At 38.9% G+C, this 15,081-nt stretch carries 14 protein-coding genes; 1 reads left to right on the forward strand and 13 read right to left on the reverse strand.

Going from position 1 to position 15,081, the window contains the following annotated elements:
• The 8 genes from motS to LJC66_RS24465 form a co-directional block, all read right to left on the reverse strand.
• Complete coding sequence (gene motS, locus LJC66_RS24435; RefSeq protein ID WP_050688678.1) at window positions 1–612, reverse strand: flagellar motor protein MotS; 612 nt, start codon at window positions 610–612, stop codon at window positions 1–3.
• A gap of 34 nt (window positions 613–646) precedes the next feature.
• The gene (motP, locus tag LJC66_RS24440; RefSeq protein ID WP_230933684.1) at window positions 647–1,450 is read right to left on the reverse strand and encodes a flagellar motor protein MotP; all 804 of its coding nucleotides are present in this window, start codon (window positions 1,448–1,450) and stop codon (window positions 647–649) included.
• A 53-nt stretch (window positions 1,451–1,503) separates the two neighbouring features.
• Window positions 1,504–2,502, reverse strand: coding sequence for a catabolite control protein A (gene ccpA, locus LJC66_RS24445; protein WP_025750682.1), 999 nt, complete (start codon window positions 2,500–2,502; stop codon window positions 1,504–1,506).
• 558 nt (window positions 2,503–3,060) lie between these two features.
• Complete coding sequence (locus tag LJC66_RS24450; protein WP_230933685.1) at window positions 3,061–4,137, reverse strand: bifunctional 3-deoxy-7-phosphoheptulonate synthase/chorismate mutase; 1,077 nt, start codon at window positions 4,135–4,137, stop codon at window positions 3,061–3,063.
• Between the two features lie 240 nt (window positions 4,138–4,377).
• Entirely contained in the window at window positions 4,378–4,512 is a 135-nt protein-coding gene (locus LJC66_RS27875) for a hypothetical protein (RefSeq protein WP_265589370.1), read from the reverse strand.
• A 118-nt stretch (window positions 4,513–4,630) separates the two neighbouring features.
• On the reverse strand, window positions 4,631–4,954 hold the full coding sequence (gene ytxJ / locus LJC66_RS24455) for a bacillithiol system redox-active protein YtxJ (protein ID WP_014458000.1): 324 nt from the start codon (window positions 4,952–4,954) through the stop codon (window positions 4,631–4,633).
• 250 nt (window positions 4,955–5,204) lie between these two features.
• A complete protein-coding gene (locus LJC66_RS24460) occupies window positions 5,205–5,660 on the reverse strand; it encodes a YtxH domain-containing protein (RefSeq protein WP_013059496.1) in 456 nt (151 codons plus the stop codon).
• Between the two features lie 27 nt (window positions 5,661–5,687).
• The gene (locus LJC66_RS24465; protein ID WP_013085231.1) at window positions 5,688–6,173 is read right to left on the reverse strand and encodes a DUF948 domain-containing protein; all 486 of its coding nucleotides are present in this window, start codon (window positions 6,171–6,173) and stop codon (window positions 5,688–5,690) included.
• Window positions 6,174–6,454: 281 nt separating this feature from the next.
• Here LJC66_RS24465 and LJC66_RS24470 point away from each other — a divergent pair, with 281 nt between their 5' ends.
• A complete protein-coding gene (locus tag LJC66_RS24470) occupies window positions 6,455–7,570 on the forward strand; it encodes an aminopeptidase (RefSeq protein WP_013085232.1) in 1,116 nt (371 codons plus the stop codon).
• A 41-nt stretch (window positions 7,571–7,611) separates the two neighbouring features.
• On the opposite strand, the gene murC is transcribed toward LJC66_RS24470, so the two are convergent.
• From murC to LJC66_RS24495, 5 genes are all read right to left on the reverse strand, one after another.
• The gene (murC, locus tag LJC66_RS24475) at window positions 7,612–8,913 is read right to left on the reverse strand and encodes a UDP-N-acetylmuramate--L-alanine ligase (protein WP_013059499.1); all 1,302 of its coding nucleotides are present in this window, start codon (window positions 8,911–8,913) and stop codon (window positions 7,612–7,614) included.
• Between the two features lie 185 nt (window positions 8,914–9,098).
• Window positions 9,099–9,752 carry a hypothetical protein gene (locus tag LJC66_RS24480; protein ID WP_013059500.1) on the reverse strand — a complete coding sequence of 218 codons (654 nt, stop codon included), beginning with the start codon at window positions 9,750–9,752 and terminating at the stop codon, window positions 9,099–9,101.
• 339 nt (window positions 9,753–10,091) lie between these two features.
• Window positions 10,092–13,202: a DNA translocase FtsK gene (locus tag LJC66_RS24485; protein ID WP_230933686.1), complete on the reverse strand. Its 3,111-nt coding sequence runs from the start codon at window positions 13,200–13,202 to the stop codon at window positions 10,092–10,094.
• Window positions 13,203–13,631: 429 nt separating this feature from the next.
• Entirely contained in the window at window positions 13,632–14,237 is a 606-nt protein-coding gene (gene ytpR, locus LJC66_RS24490) for a YtpR family tRNA-binding protein (protein WP_013085234.1), read from the reverse strand.
• Window positions 14,238–14,239: 2 nt separating this feature from the next.
• Window positions 14,240–15,052 carry a DUF1444 domain-containing protein gene (locus tag LJC66_RS24495; protein WP_050688634.1) on the reverse strand — a complete coding sequence of 271 codons (813 nt, stop codon included), beginning with the start codon at window positions 15,050–15,052 and terminating at the stop codon, window positions 14,240–14,242.
• Between the last annotated feature and the right edge of the window lie 29 nt (window positions 15,053–15,081).

Raw genomic sequence — 15,081 nt, forward strand, 5'->3', positions numbered from 1 at the left:
TCACTGTGCTTCGGGATCTGAAATAATAATTTCGACGCGTCTATTTTTTTGTAGATTGCCATTAGACGTGTTCGGAACAAGCGGCTTTGTATCTCCGTATCCAAGTGCTTCAAAGCGGTTAGCAGAAAGAGAAAAATGGTTCGTTAAATAACGTATGACGCCGCTAGCACGCGCTGCCGATAGTTCCCAATTAGATGGATAACGATAGGTGTGAATGGGTCGATTGTCGGTATGACCTTCTACTTTAATATCATTTGGAATAGTACTGAATAACCTTCCTAATTCATCCAGAAAAGGGGTACCTTTTTTCAAAATGTCCGCTTGTCCTGTCTCAAACAGCACCTGTTCTTGTAAAATAAGCACAACTCCGCGTTCATCTCGCTTAGCGGTAATGACATTCTGAAGCTTATTTTCCTTCAGGTAATCCTGCACTTTTGCTAAAATGTTATCCAGCTTTTGAGACTGCTGGCTCTTTTCTACAGAAGCTAATGAGCCACCGCTTGTAAGCGAATTGACAACGGTCTGAAACTTTTGATTATCAACGCTAGACATTGAAAATAGTAAAATAAAAAAAACTAATATTAACGTCACCAAATCAGCAAATGTTACCATCCATTTTGGCGACTGTGCCGAATCCCTTTTTCTTCTACGCTTCACGAACGTGTTCACTCTTTTCTTCCAGCTTTCGTTTTTCAACAGGGGCAAATACTTTTAGCTTTGCTTGCACAAAGCGAGAATTTTGACCTGCCTGCAAGCCTATGACACCTTCAATAATCACTTCTTTAACAAAAAGCTCATGCTCCGTTTTACCAGCTAATTTAGCTGCGATTGGCTGAAAAAACAAGTTTGAAAGCAGCGCCCCGTAGAAAGTCGTTAAAAGAGCAATTGCCATGTTAGGCCCAAGCGATGAAGGGGTATTAAGGCTTTTAAGCATTAGCACTAGCCCAACGAGCGTCCCAATCATTCCCCAAGCGGGGGCATAATCGCCTGCTTTTTCAAACATACTTCGACCTCTCGCATGTCTTTCTTCCACTGCAGCTATTTCAGCTTCAAGCAGCTCTCGAATCATTTCCGGTTCTACTCCATCAACGGCTAGCAAAATACCTTTTTTCACAAATGAATCATCGATTTGTTCAAGCTCTGCTTCTAACGATAGAAGTCCTTCTCGACGCGCTTTTTCCGATAAATGTACAAATGTTCCTACAATTTCTTCTACGTTTATTTCTTTAGATTGAAACGCTTGTTTCCCTACTCTTCCCATATTTTTTAATTGTTTTAAAGGAAAGCTCACGCACAGCGTACCAAAAACGCCTCCGAGTACAATTAACATCGATGGTACATCAATAAAAGCTAAAAAACCGCTCATTCCTCCACTTGAAATAACCCCAAACACAACCATAGAGATACCAATTAGTATCCCTATAGGTGTGAGCATATCAATTTTTTTCATATTCTATCTCCCCGTGTCTGAACTTTGGATTCGTTCTTATTCATTCACAGGTATTATTTAGTTGATTGTCTGAACTCGATGCGGTGAGGAAGCTGTACAATGCTGCTGTCTACCGTTTCTTTGTTCATATATTTCGTTAAGAGACGCATCGCTACTGCACCAATATCATACATTGGCTGTACAACAGATGTTAACTGAGGACGAACCATTGTTGAAAGTCTTGTATTATCAAAACCGATAACTTCTAGATCGTTTGGTACATTCAATCCGCGATCTTGTGCCCCATGAATAACGCCTAATGCCATTTCATCCGTTCCAACGAAAATAGCAGTTGGCTTTTCAGCTTCTTCTAATAGTTTTTCAACCGCTTCAATACCTGAATCGTACGTGTAGTCTCCTTCTACAATATAAGAATCACGTACAGGCAATCCGCTTTCAGTAAGAGCACGCTTGTACCCTTTTACTTTTTTCGCATGATTGATTGGTTCTTCTAGCGTACCTGAAACGAATGCAATATTTTTATGACCGCTGTCAATTAGTGATTGCACTGCATCAAAAGCTGCTTGTTCATAATCAATAGTTACAGATGGAATTTGGTTAGTTGATTCGATTGATGCTGCAAGTACAACTGGAACCGGTGATTTTTTTAGCTCTTCCACGTGTTCTTCCGTTACATTCCCACTCATGAAGATGATTCCGTCTACTTGTTTACCAAGCATGTTATTTAAAAGGTGAAGTTCTTTATCTTGATTTTGATCGGAGTTACTTAAGATGATATTATATTTGTACATCGTTGCAATATCTTCGATTCCACGCGCTAATTCTGCATAGAAAATATTTGAAATATCAGGAATGATAACTCCTACTGTCGTTGTTTTTTTACTTGCTAATCCACGCGCTACTGCGTTCGGACGATAGCCTAGTCTTTCAATTGTTTCTAATACTTTTTTTCTAGTTGATGGTTTTACATTTGGATTTCCGTTTACCACACGAGAAACCGTTGCCATCGACACGCTTGCTTCCCTTGCTACATCATAAATTGTTACGTTCACAACAAACACTCCTTATCGAAAAACATTTCGTTTATTTTATCCTTATTTCATTTCTTGTATTTACGTATATAAATCCATCTTCCTTTATAGAATGGCTATTTCTAGCTCCTTCACTCTTACATACAGCTTAGATACCCTGTATGCATCTAAATCATTCCTGTTATGCCCTTATTATTACGTGGCAAAGACAATTTTACCAGTTTATATGTAACAATGTAAAAGACGGTGTATATTAAGTAAATAAAAAAAGTGAATCGCGAATTTATATCATATGCAATCACAGAATGATAGCGAATATCTGTAACTACTATACGATACTATGTGCTTCATCGCAACGTATTTACCGCCTTTTTCCGACAAGTTTCACGAGAATTTCATAAATTCTTGTTTTTTGGATTTGCACTTATTCTTTCCTATTTTGACAAAAGTTATCGACTGTTTTCAAAATACGTGATAATTTCGCTTATCTTTATTATAACGAAAGGCAAACAAGCTTGAAACCATTAAGTGCCTCAAACTTGTCATAAAAGTATACGAATTTTTCATTTTTACGTTTTTTTATAAATTTAAGTTACATATAGGTTTTAGCTGCTTCATAAATTCTGTAAATTGCGGGATATCCATTTGCTGAGCTGAATCAGAAAGTGCTACCGCAGGATCTGGATGAACTTCTGCCATAATTCCATCTGCACCAATGGCAAGAGCCGCTTTAGCCGTTGGAACAAGTAAATCTCGTCTTCCCGTTGAATGCGTGACGTCGACTAAAACAGGTAAATGAGTTTCTTGTTTTAAAATGGGAACAGCTGAAATATCCAGCGTATTTCGCGTTGCTCGCTCATAGGTACGAATTCCTCGTTCACACAAAATCAGCTGATCATTTCCTTTTGAAACAATGTATTCAGCAGCATTAATAAACTCATCAATCGTAGCGGCTAAGCCTCGCTTTAATAAGACAGGCTTCTTCACCGCACCCGCTTCTTTTAACAGCTCAAAATTTTGCATATTACGAGCACCAATTTGAATCACATCTACGTATTCTACAGCTGTTTCAATATCAGCGGGATCGACAATTTCACTAATAACGGCTAAATCGTATTCGTCAGCTACTCTTTTTAAAATTTGCAATCCTTCTAAACCAAGGCCTTGAAAATCATAAGGAGATGTTCTTGGCTTGTAAGCTCCGCCTCTAAGCATCCGCACGCCCTGCTGCTTCACCGCTTTTGCTACGGCTGCTACTTGCTCATAGCTTTCAACGGAACAAGGTCCTGCTACAATACGCTGAAGCCCGTCACCAATTGTTTCTCCTTTTACCGTAACAATTGTATTTTCCGGCTTCTTTTTACGAGATACAAGAAGTGCTTTACGATGATCATCTTCTTGAAGCTCTAAATGAGCTTTGAAAATCTCTTTGAAAATATGTTGAAGCGTAGACGTTTGAAACGGTCCTTCATTCTTGCTTAAAATCGCATCAAGCATTGCTCGTTCACGAACGGGATCAAACCGTTTGGTTGACTGCATGCCTTTTAACTTTCCTATTTCTTGAACAAGCTCGCCTCGCTCATTAATAAGCTTTAACAGTTTCATATTTACTTCGTCAATTTGAGATCGCAAATGCTGAAGATTTGAATTCGTCATGTACGTCCACCCTTTCACTGATTTTAAAAAATCCGTTTAGCAGGGTTACTACATAAGATGATAGATGATGGAGGATATATGTAAGGGGCTTCTCTGCTTTTATGTGCTAAACTACATCTATTGTACGAAAAAGCGGATGAAACCGCAATCAGCATATTAAAAAAAGAGTTTGAAACATAGCTAAATCACTCCAATCTAAAGAGTAACAAATGGGATAAATAAGCTCCTATAGATTGGTTGTTACAGAGAGGTTGATTTCCGTGCAAGACTTCGCTTTCCGCGGGCGGCCGGTGAGCCTCCTCGTCGCCTACGCTCCTGCGGGGTCTCACCTGTTCCGCTTTTCCCGCAGGAGTCTTCATCTTGCCCTCCAATCAACAGCTAGAGGCCGCTATATATATATGAAACCTGCGTTCACCCTACAAATAAAAAAACCGAACGATTAATCGTTCGGATCTTCCTTCACCTAAACTGCTTTTGTCCCAGCCGCTTTCAATTAATGAGCTACGTTTTTGGCTAATTCTTCTTCGTTAATGTTCCAGTGAGAAGCGTGCCACTTCACTTTTCCATCTTCAAACAGAAGCGCTTGAGGTGATTCATGCTTCACTTCATACGTTTCAGCAATATAGTTAGATACATCTCGTGAATCTTGCACATGAAGATAATAAGAAGGAATGTCTTCATGACTAGAAGCAAACGCTGAAAATGCCTCATGACCAGCTGCACTAATTGGACACGTTGTGCTGTGTTTTAAAAATAAAAAGCGATTGTTTTCCTTTACAACTTGTTCGAACTCTTCAACTGTTGAAATTTTTTTCATTTTTTTCACCCTTTCTGTACTTACTCTTAAGTTTACATGGTTTGAGCGTTTCCATACAAAAAGAGTGCTCAGCTTTATGTATGATGCTAATGAATTTATTTATAAGGTGAAGTTTTTTTCATCTTATAAAGAAAAGAACTTGTTAAATTAAAATCCCTCTGGTGAAACTAACATTTACTTGCCATTACCCAACCTAAATTATATACAAAAAAAGCGTTCACCCTATAGGATAAACGCTTTTGATTCTTTATTACGGTCGTGGCACTGTGCTTTCCACTTCATCTAGTGCTTTTTGAGCTTCTGTTAGCTTTTGCTGAACGTCTTCGTTGCTTTGAGACTCAACTTCATCAGCAAGCACTTCTAAGCTTGTTGGCGGTAATGCTTCGTGTTCAGGATCTACTTTACGGAAGTTTTTCACCTTGTCCACTACTTGTGAAGATTGCTCAGACAGTGTTTGTGATAAACCAGCCGTTTTTTCTTTAGCCGTTTGAGCAAACCCTTGTCCTTTTTCAACAGCGCTGTTTTTCGCTTGCTCCGTTTTTAGACGAACGTAAGCTGCCTGCTCATTTAAATCAGAACGGAACTCTTTACCTGATTTTGGAGCAAGTAGTAATGCCGTTGCAGCTCCTACAACTCCTCCAATCACTGTTCCTACTAAAAAGCCTTTATTTGAAGTGTTGTTTGGTTTATTTGGTTTGTTTGACATATGCGTCTCCTCCTTTAAAGTTCATCCTTATGAAAATGAGCGTGAGCGTTGAACCGCTTTTTCTTTTACTTCAACAGGTACAGGCTCTGCTTCAACTTTTTTCTGTTTTCTTAATTTTATACGCTCCCATACGTCTAATGCAACATTGCTCCATTGAACGACTTGAGCAACAGTTTCTTTATTTTCTTCTACTTTCTCTGAAACGCTTGATGATACGCTTTTAATAGACTTATTTAGGTCTTGGATTGAGTCACCTACGCCTTTAACAGAATCCACCACTGTGTTCAGCGCTTCGGATTTACGCTGAATATCTTCAGCTAACAGATTAGTCTTATGTAAAAGTGCAGTTGTTTCGGCTGTGATTCCTGTCATTTGCTTTTCTACACCGTCTAAAGTACCTGCCACTGAATTTAATGTGTGCTGAACGGATTTCAATGTTTTGGACACGGAAACCACCAGGTAAAAAATCGCAATGGCAACAATAGCAGCGCTTAAATAAAGAATAATAACCATCTGTGCAAGGCACCTCCTATTTTCTTCTCTCTTGTTATAACTACTTTCCCAATTTTATAAACAATTAAACCTTCTATTCCCTATAGACTCTTTAACTTTACCATATTCTCTCTGCTTTTATTCAGAAAAAGGGAAGATTGTACATTATTTCGCGATATATGAGTTATTTCCCTTCCTAAAGAAAAAAAGGATTTTAAAGCATAAAAACTAACAAAATAAGCTCAGTGGGGTACAATAGAAAGTGAATCACCAATCATTGTTATTTTAAGGAGGCACTATTTATGAAAGACCCTCGAATTGCGACATTAGCCAAAAATTTAATTAATTATTCTGTTCGCCTTCAAAAAGGAGAAAAAGTATTAATCGAAAACTTTGGACTTCAGCGCGAACTTGTGACAGCACTTGTAGATGAAGCGTACAAGGCGGGTGGCTATCCATTTGTACTGCTAAAAGATCATTCGGTAGACCGAGCTCTTTTAAACGGTGCACAAGAAGAGCAGTTCAATATGATGGCAGACTTTGAAGCAAATGTGATGAAAGAAATGAATGCTTATATTGGCTTGCGTTCTGGTTCAAACATTTTTGAACAATCAGATGTTCCGGCAGATAAAATGAAAATCCAAGGGAATACGATCGGTAAAAAAGTACATAGAGAAATTCGCGTTCCAAAAACAAAATGGGTCGTTCTTCGCTATCCAAACGATTCAATGGCGCAGCTTGCTAAAATGAGTACAGAAGCATTTGAAGATTTTTACTTTGATGTATGTAACTTAGACTACGGCAAAATGAGCAAAGCGATGGATGCTTTAGTTGAGCTCATGAACCGCACGGACAAAGTTCGGTTAACAGGTGAGAATACGGACTTAACGTTCTCTATTAAAGATATTCCTGCAGTGAAGTGTGCCGGAGAAATGAATATTCCGGATGGTGAAGTATACACCGCTCCTGTACGTGATTCTGTAAACGGAACAATTTCTTACAACACTCCTTCTAACTATCAAGGCTTTACGTTTGAGAATGTATCCTTAACATTTAAAAACGGTAAGATTGTTGAAGCAACCGCTAATGATACAGAACGCATCAACGGCATTTTTGATACGGATGAAGGCGCTCGTTTTGTTGGCGAATTTGCGATTGGCGTAAATCCGTATATTCAACATCCAATGCAAGACATTTTATTTGATGAAAAAATTGACGGAAGCTTCCACTTCACTCCTGGCGAGTGCTACGAAGATGCGTATAATGGAAACAAGTCAAATATTCACTGGGATATGGTGATGATTCAGCGCCCAGAATACGGTGGCGGTGAGATTTATTTCGATGACGTGTTGATTCGTAAAGACGGGCTATTTGTCATTGAGGAATTAAAAGCGTTAAATCCTGAAAATTTAAAATGAGTTTTGAAATAAAAAAAGGCACTCAGGAGAGTGCCTCTTTTTTATGATACGGTCTGCTGATATAGTTTTTCAAACTTTTGAATGTCTCCAGCACCCATAAATACTAATACAGCTTCATTATGGTCTTTTAACGATTCAATTGTTTCTTCATTAATTAATTCAGCTCCGCTGATTTTGCTTCGTAAATCTTCAATTGATAATTTACCTTGATGCTCACGAGCTGATCCAAAAATGTCACATAGATATACTTTATCAGCGTGCTGTAAGCTTGCTGCAAAGTCCTCTAAGAACGTTTGTGTACGCGTAAACGTATGCGGTTGGAAAACAGCCACAACTTCACGGTTTGGATACTTTTGACGAGCAGCTGAAATCGTTGCATTAATTTCCGTTGGATGGTGTGCATAATCATCGATTAGCACTTGTTTGCCAACGTTCTTTTCACTGAAACGACGCTTTACACCTTGATATGTTTTAAAACGCTCTTGCAGCACAGCAACATCAATTTCTTCATAATGACAAAGTGCAATAACAGAAAGTGCATTTAAGATGTTATGGTCGCCATACCCTGGAATTTCAAATGATGCGTGGAATGTATTACGAACGAACACATCAAATGTTGTGCCTGTTGTGCTTTTTACGATATTACGTGCTTGGAAATCATTTTCTTCACCTAATCCGTAATAAAGAACAGGTACCTTCGCTTGAATTTGCTGCAGATGTTCATCGTCACCGCAGGCAATAATTCCTTTTTTGACTTGAAGTGCCATCTCTTGGAACGCGCTGAATACATCATCGATATTGGCAAAATAATCAGGGTGATCAAAATCAATATTCGTCATAATTGCATAGTCTGGCGTATAAGATAAGAAATGGCGGCGATACTCACATGCCTCAAACGCAAAATACTTGCTGTCTTTTACACCTTTACCCGTACCGTCTCCAATTAAATATGAAGTAGGTTCAGCTCCTTGAATCACATGCGCTAACATACCCGTTGTGGATGTTTTTCCGTGTGCTCCTGTTACGGCTACACTCGTATACTGTTTCATAAAGTCACCTAAGAAACGGTGATAGCGTACAAGCTTGACTCCTTCTTTTGAAGCTGCTTCTGCAATTTCTTCATGCGTATCAGGAAAAGCATTTCCTGCGATTACAGTCATGCCGTCTTTAATATTATTTTTATCAAATGGTAAAACAGGAATTCCCTGCTGCTCTAGTGCTTTTTGCGTAAAAATTTCTTTTTCAATATCCGATCCTTGAACTTGAAAGCCCATATCGTTTAGGATTTGCGCAAGCGCACTCATTCCTGTTCCTTTAATACCTACAAAATGGTAAACTGTCATATAAAGAACCTCCAACATTCGTCTATCTGTAAGACAGTATATGACGGTTATCTAGAATTGCTCTTACAAACGTATATAAATGTCGTTTGAATGCTGATTTCACGATAACATTCGTACATTATATCACTTCTTATAACATAACTCCATGACTCCATTTCTACTCTCTTCCCTTGCGAAACGGCCTTTTATTTTGGCTTCATCACATAGTATATAGCCTGCTGTTTTAAAAACGAGCGCCATGTCATTGCATTTTTTTTGTCATTATATTGCGTTACTAACTGTTCAATGCGTTGTTTATGTCCTAAAAAGAAAGAGTCAATTAACACGTCATATCCGATTGATTTTATTTTTCGAATCCAAATTACTTGTTGTTCCTCTAAATTTGCAAATCTTCCTCTTACATCTTTGATGATAACCTGCTCATTTGTCAATGGGGTATATCCTTTTAAGAAAAACGAATTAGGTACTTTAGACACAATAATTGGCTCTAGTACACTCGTCAAAAAAAAGGCTCCTTGAATCAAAAACGACTCTGTTTTCTGTTTCGCCTGATCAGCTAAAAAAAGCTGCAGCAAGGTTTTCCCCTGAATGGTTACATATTCAAATGCAAACCACTGAAAAAATAATTGTTCATGGGAATCAGACAGAGGCGCCTCATGAGGCAAGTTTACTAACTCTTTAAATAAATGTGAAGCCCGCACTTTTTCTCGTATATTCGTATAGCGGTTCACAAAAAAGAAATATTGATTGTAAAAGTCGCAAATAGCATTATCAGACTGAAGCTGCTTTTGTTCACGAATTTCATTAAAGTTAATCAGTTCATGATTTTCTTCTGTCATTACTCTTCACTCGTACTCTAATTATTTTAGTTTGTCCTCTTTATACGCCTTCAGCTCATATGTTTCTGCTGGTGAGAAATGATAGCAAACTATCACATGCTAAAAAAGCAACACACACATTATCCTTACATATAGTAAATCATTTTACTAGTTCTGACAAACCTTTTCCTTTTTTTCTTGATGGATTTCTTCCAAAATCTCTACTCAAATTCTGTATAAACAAACTTAAAGCAGGAAAAAAAGAAGCGATGGATACAGTGACAGAGCGTTAGCTCACACCATGCTGTATCCTGCTGATTTTGCATAGCCTCTTTTTTAACCTACATGTAGAAAAACAGCTTAAAATGTAGAAGTGGCTGTTTGACTTTCCATTTCCTGAAGCTCGTTTTCGGTAATGAGCACATCTCTCGGCTTGCTTCCTCTTGCTTCTGAAATAATTCCTTGCTGCTCCATCATATCAATTAGTCGCGCTGCTCGATTGTACCCCATTCTGAAGCGTCTTTGCAGACTGGAAGTAGATGCACCGCCTTGATCTAGCACAAACTCGCATGCTTCATAGAAAAGCTCATCCTCTTCATTTGAAGCAAAGCTTTGCTGCTTTTTCAACAAATCTTCTTGATCAAATAGGTATGTTGGCTTCATTTGTTTTTTGACATGATCTACAACGCGGTCAATTTCTTCATCTGAAACAAAGTTCCCTTGAATTCGAACGCTTTTAGAAGAGCCGTTTTCAAGAAGCAGCATATCACCTTTACCTAGTAGCTTCTCTGCTCCCCCTGTGTCGATAATTGTACGTGAATCAACTTGCGAAGAAACAGAAAATGCAATACGCGTTGGCACATTCGCTTTAATTAAGCCTGTAATTACATCTACGGAAGGACGCTGCGTTGCAAGCAATAAGTGAATGCCACATGCTCTTGCCTTTTGTGCAATACGGCAAATAGCTTCCTCTACTTCCCCAGGAGATACCATCATTAAGTCGGCAAGTTCATCAATAATAATAACTAGATATGGCAGCTCCCCGCTTTTTTCATTATGTTCTTTTACACGTTCGTTGTATTTTGTAATATCACGTACGCCCGCATGTGCAAACAATTCATAACGGCGCTCCATTTCCTCTACTGCCCATTTTAAAGCTGTAGTAGCTGCTTTAGCATCCGTGATAACCGGGCTGACTAAATGCGGAATACCGTTGTAAGGAGCTAGCTCAACCATTTTAGGGTCAATTAACATAAGCTTGACTTCGTGTGGCGCAGCTTTATAAAGCAAGCTGACGATAATAGTATTAATACACACGCTTTTACCAGACCCTGTCGCTCCGGCAATCAAACCGTGAGGCATTTTATTCAAGTCAGTCACAACCGGCGTTCCTGAAATATCTAATCCTAACGCCACCGTTAAAGGAGAGTTATCTTTTCTAAAAGAAGGATGCCTCAAAATTTCACGAATTAACACCGGCTTACTTTGACGATTTGGCACTTCAATTCCAATCGTATTTTTCCCTGGAATCGGCGCTTCAATTCGGATATCACGCGCGGCTAGGCTCAGTTTAATATCATCTGTTAAATTCGTGATTTTGTTCACTTTCACACCGGGTTCAGGATGTACTTCAAATCTGGTCACGGTAGGACCTTGCGTGACGTTTACGACCTTAGCTCGAACGTTAAAGTTTTTTAATGTCATATCCAAAAGCTCACGCTGCTCATCCGCCCATTGATTATCTTCTTCAATAGCAGCTGGAGGAATGTTAAGCAAGTTCATTCCAGGAAATGCATAAGGAGAAGAAGCCTTTACATTTACAGGTTCTTCAGCTTTTAACGAAGCCTGCGGAACCGCTTCTTTGGTTTTTTCACCGTGAACTTCTTCTTGCCTACTTACTTCCGTTTTTTTTTGCAGAGCTTCTGCCTCCTGCCTTTGGTATGAACCTTGAGACGGCTGACTTTTTTCTCGAGCGCTGTTATTCATCTTTGTACGGTCTTTTTTCAGCATCATCACGTTAAAAGGCACTAATCGCTTACCGCGAGCTCGTTCAGCATTTTCTGGCTGTTCTGCAGGTACAAGAGGTTCTACAGCTGACTCTTGCTGTACTTGTTCTTGTAACTCTTGACTTTCCTGCATACTGCTCTCTTCCTCTTTTATCACCGAATTTTCAAGCTCTTGGTGAACAACAGCCGATGCCGCTTCTGGTTGCCACTCATCAGCTGCGGGTTGCGATGAATTTAAACTTTCAGAATTCAGCTCATGTTCTGCTTCCATATGAACACTGTTTGCTGGCTCTTCTAGAATGACGTCACTTTCTTTCTCAGCAGCTGGAGTTTCTTCTTTCTTTCTAGGCTTTAGTGCTTCTACTTCTTCTGCTGCTGCTTGTAAAAACACTGCGCTTCCGTCCATCAACGTTTCTGTTTCTACTTCTTCAGTCTCATTTCCTATCTCTTGTTGGAGAGAAACTGATGATTCAGACGGATGCGTTTCCTCTGAAATTGGAACTTCTTCGGCCGTTGTCATACCTTTTTTCGCTAAATCCCAGCTAAGAGTTCTCTCTTGTTCCACTAACGGTTCGACCGCGTGTGATTCTTCAAAAGTTAGCTCCTCTTCCTGTTCTTTTACAGCTGCTGAAGAACTTGGCTTTTCTTCAGGAAATGATAGCTTCTCTTTTTGATTTTCCTCATATTGCTTCCACTGAGCAAAACGCTGAGAAGACAGTTGCATCATTTCTTCTGTTTCTTGAATCGGTGCTTCTTCGGCTATAGGCGTAGAAACTGGTTTTCTTAACGGCTCTACAACAGTTGTATTCATCGCTCGTCGGTAAATTTCATCTTCAAACGCTGCTTTTGATAACTGTGTACTCGGAAGCTCATATTCTACTACTTCCTCACTTCCTTTTTGTACAACATTAGAAGGCCGCTTATTAAACCCATAAACAGGTGAAGGAATTTCAGTCGGACGAAACGGACGTTTTCTTACTTGCGGAACCGCTTCTTTCTTTTCAGATACCGTTTTTAACGGCTGAGATACTGACTTAGGCTGCGTTAGCGCCGACTTGCGAACAGGCTCTTGATAAAACGGAGCCGGTGCCTTTTTTGCTACAGGCCTTGGTTCATTTTTAGGCGTTGCTGCCTTTTTTGCTTCTCCCGTATCATCAATTAAAGGAAAACGAAACGTTCCTTTTGGATATTGATAAGCTACTTTTGTATGAACATCTTGCTGTTCTTCACTGTAACTCCGCTTTTGCGTTCTGGCCGAGTGTGGAACAGAAGGTTTTGGCGCTGCTTTCATCACTGGCTTTTGATGAACTGACTGCATTTGTTTAGGCTTAGGAGCCTTCTTTTTAGGAATTGTTTTTTCTCTATTTAAAGGGTATTCTTCCGTTGTATTTCCGTGTTCGTCTACAACAATTTCTTTCACTTCGTATCCTAGTAAATAATCCATTACTTTTCGTACAAAACCCATTTTTATCACTCTTTCTATCAGACTATCTTACTTCGTTTAGCCTCTTATACCGCAGTGCTGCGATATCTACAAAAAGCTATCCATGTATCCTTTATTTACCTTTGGCCTCAAAGTATTCTCTGAGATGGATATATATACTATCTTTTCATTTATCATTCTATCACGTATGCTTGAACTCTTACTATAAAATCTACTATTTTGCTTCCCTTATTTATACAGTAAAATTCCTCTTTACAAAAATATTTTTTCGCGTCTAGTTAGCACTCATAATTAAACACGAAAAAAGCCACTAGTATATACTAGTGGCTTTTAATTTTATCAAACCTTTTTAAGAATTGACAATTGCTTTTCAGCAACTGTAACGCTTTGAAATATACGTGTAAAAAAACATCATGCTTTTGCCCTATAAATCAGTATGGCACTCTGCTTTTATGCTTGAAAAGGTTGACCTACTTCATATTTGTCTTCAAGTACTAAGATCCCTTTTTCTTGGGGAGCGTTCGGAAGCGCCAGCTCTTTAGCAGAGCAAATCATACCTGAAGAAGGTACACCGCGTAGCTCTGCATCTTTAATGATCATACCGCTTGGCATAACCGCTCCTACTTTTGCTACCACGACTTTTTGACCTGCGTCTACATTTGGTGCTCCACACACAATTTGAAGTGTTTCTGTGCCAACATCTACTTTACAGATGTTCAGCTTATCTGCATTTGGATGCTTTTCTTTCTCTTGAACATATCCCACTACAAATTTAGGAGATAAATCCACTTCAAGTTTACCTTCAAAACCGCTTTCGCTAAGTACACGATTTACTTCTTCCACCATTTCTTCTGTTAATTCAAGAGAACCATTTCCCTCTACTTTTAACTTAGAAGAAGCATGAAAGATGTTATAGCCAGCTGTTGTATTTGATTTTTGATCAAAGATACGTACAACGTCGCCTTTTGTTTCAAACGTGCGATTTTCAATTGCGATATCTTCTAGCTTGACGATTAACGTATCGCCGATACCTTCTTTATTATAAAAAAGATTCATAATTAGTCCCGTCCTTTACTGCGATTTTTTCCTAGAATAAAAATAGGTTCTAGCTCACCGTTTTCGTATAAAAATGAAAGAGCTGTGATGGGTACACGTCCACTTGCAAAAAAGCTCATGGTCATTTGCGCAAGAATATCATAACCCGTTTCGTTTTGGATATCAGCTAGAATCAGCACATCTTGATGAGGTACTGCTATAGCCATTGTGCCCGAAACACTAGAAGCAAAATCTTGCAAAAATGCCTCGTTAAGAATTCGGCTTGCATCGTATCCATCGTTCTGATTGACAAAATAAAAGTCATTGCCTGCTACCGTATCTTTTTTATGTGAAATCGGCAAAGAGCGAAGATTAAATTTAGCCATTTCCCGCACTGCGGATAGATCTAAATTTTCCTTGCGAATTAGTTTCTCATCTAATAGACGATATGTATTGCCTAAATCAAGCGCATAATAAATGCGTGTTTCAGCTGTATGTTCATCATAAATCAACGGCACGTCTTCATTCGATTTATCTGGAAAAGACGTTGAGCGAATAACTGGATAAATGCGCTTTTCTTTTCCCGTTACCTGCTGTTCATCGTTCATAACACGAAGAGCTTCTTTTATATAATATACCATTTCATCTAGAGCCGCTTCCTTTTTTTCTTCCCATTTTGCAATTAGCCCAGGTAAAGAAATAGTTACACCTTTTTTCGTTTCCTGATGTTCAACGCGCAGCGTATCTTTTTCACGATCAAATAAAAAGGACCAATCCGCACCCGTTAATCGCTCTTCTAGTAGTTTTCTCATCTTTTGACTATTCATTTTCGCCATATTTACGCCTCCTTTTCTCATTTTTATGT

The sequence above is a fragment of the Priestia sp. TSO9 genome (genome assembly GCF_021029645.1).
Lineage (GTDB): Bacteria > Bacillota > Bacilli > Bacillales > Bacillaceae_H > Priestia > Priestia megaterium_E.

Bases quoted from the DNA above. Each gene is read 5' to 3' on its own strand.
- motS (WP_050688678.1), bottom strand. From the start codon at position 612: ATGGTAACATTTGCTGATTTGGTGACGTTAATATTAGTTTTTTTTATT.
- motP (WP_230933684.1), bottom strand. From the start codon at position 1,450: ATGAAAAAAATTGATATGCTCACACCTATAGGGATACTAATTGGTATC.
- LJC66_RS24450 (WP_230933685.1), bottom strand. From the start codon at position 4,137: ATGACGAATTCAAATCTTCAGCATTTGCGATCTCAAATTGACGAAGTA.
- ytxJ (WP_014458000.1), bottom strand. From the start codon at position 4,954: ATGAAAAAAATTTCAACAGTTGAAGAGTTCGAACAAGTTGTAAAGGAA.
- LJC66_RS24460 (WP_013059496.1), bottom strand. From the start codon at position 5,660: ATGTCAAACAAACCAAATAAACCAAACAACACTTCAAATAAAGGCTTT.
- LJC66_RS24465 (WP_013085231.1), bottom strand. From the start codon at position 6,173: ATGGTTATTATTCTTTATTTAAGCGCTGCTATTGTTGCCATTGCGATT.
- LJC66_RS24470 (WP_013085232.1), top strand. From the start codon at position 6,455: ATGAAAGACCCTCGAATTGCGACATTAGCCAAAAATTTAATTAATTAT.
- murC (WP_013059499.1), bottom strand. From the start codon at position 8,913: ATGACAGTTTACCATTTTGTAGGTATTAAAGGAACAGGAATGAGTGCG.
- LJC66_RS24480 (WP_013059500.1), bottom strand. From the start codon at position 9,752: ATGACAGAAGAAAATCATGAACTGATTAACTTTAATGAAATTCGTGAA.
- LJC66_RS24485 (WP_230933686.1), bottom strand. From the start codon at position 13,202: ATGGGTTTTGTACGAAAAGTAATGGATTATTTACTAGGATACGAAGTG.
- ytpR (WP_013085234.1), bottom strand. From the start codon at position 14,237: ATGAATCTTTTTTATAATAAAGAAGGTATCGGCGATACGTTAATCGTC.
- LJC66_RS24495 (WP_050688634.1), bottom strand. From the start codon at position 15,052: ATGGCGAAAATGAATAGTCAAAAGATGAGAAAACTACTAGAAGAGCGA.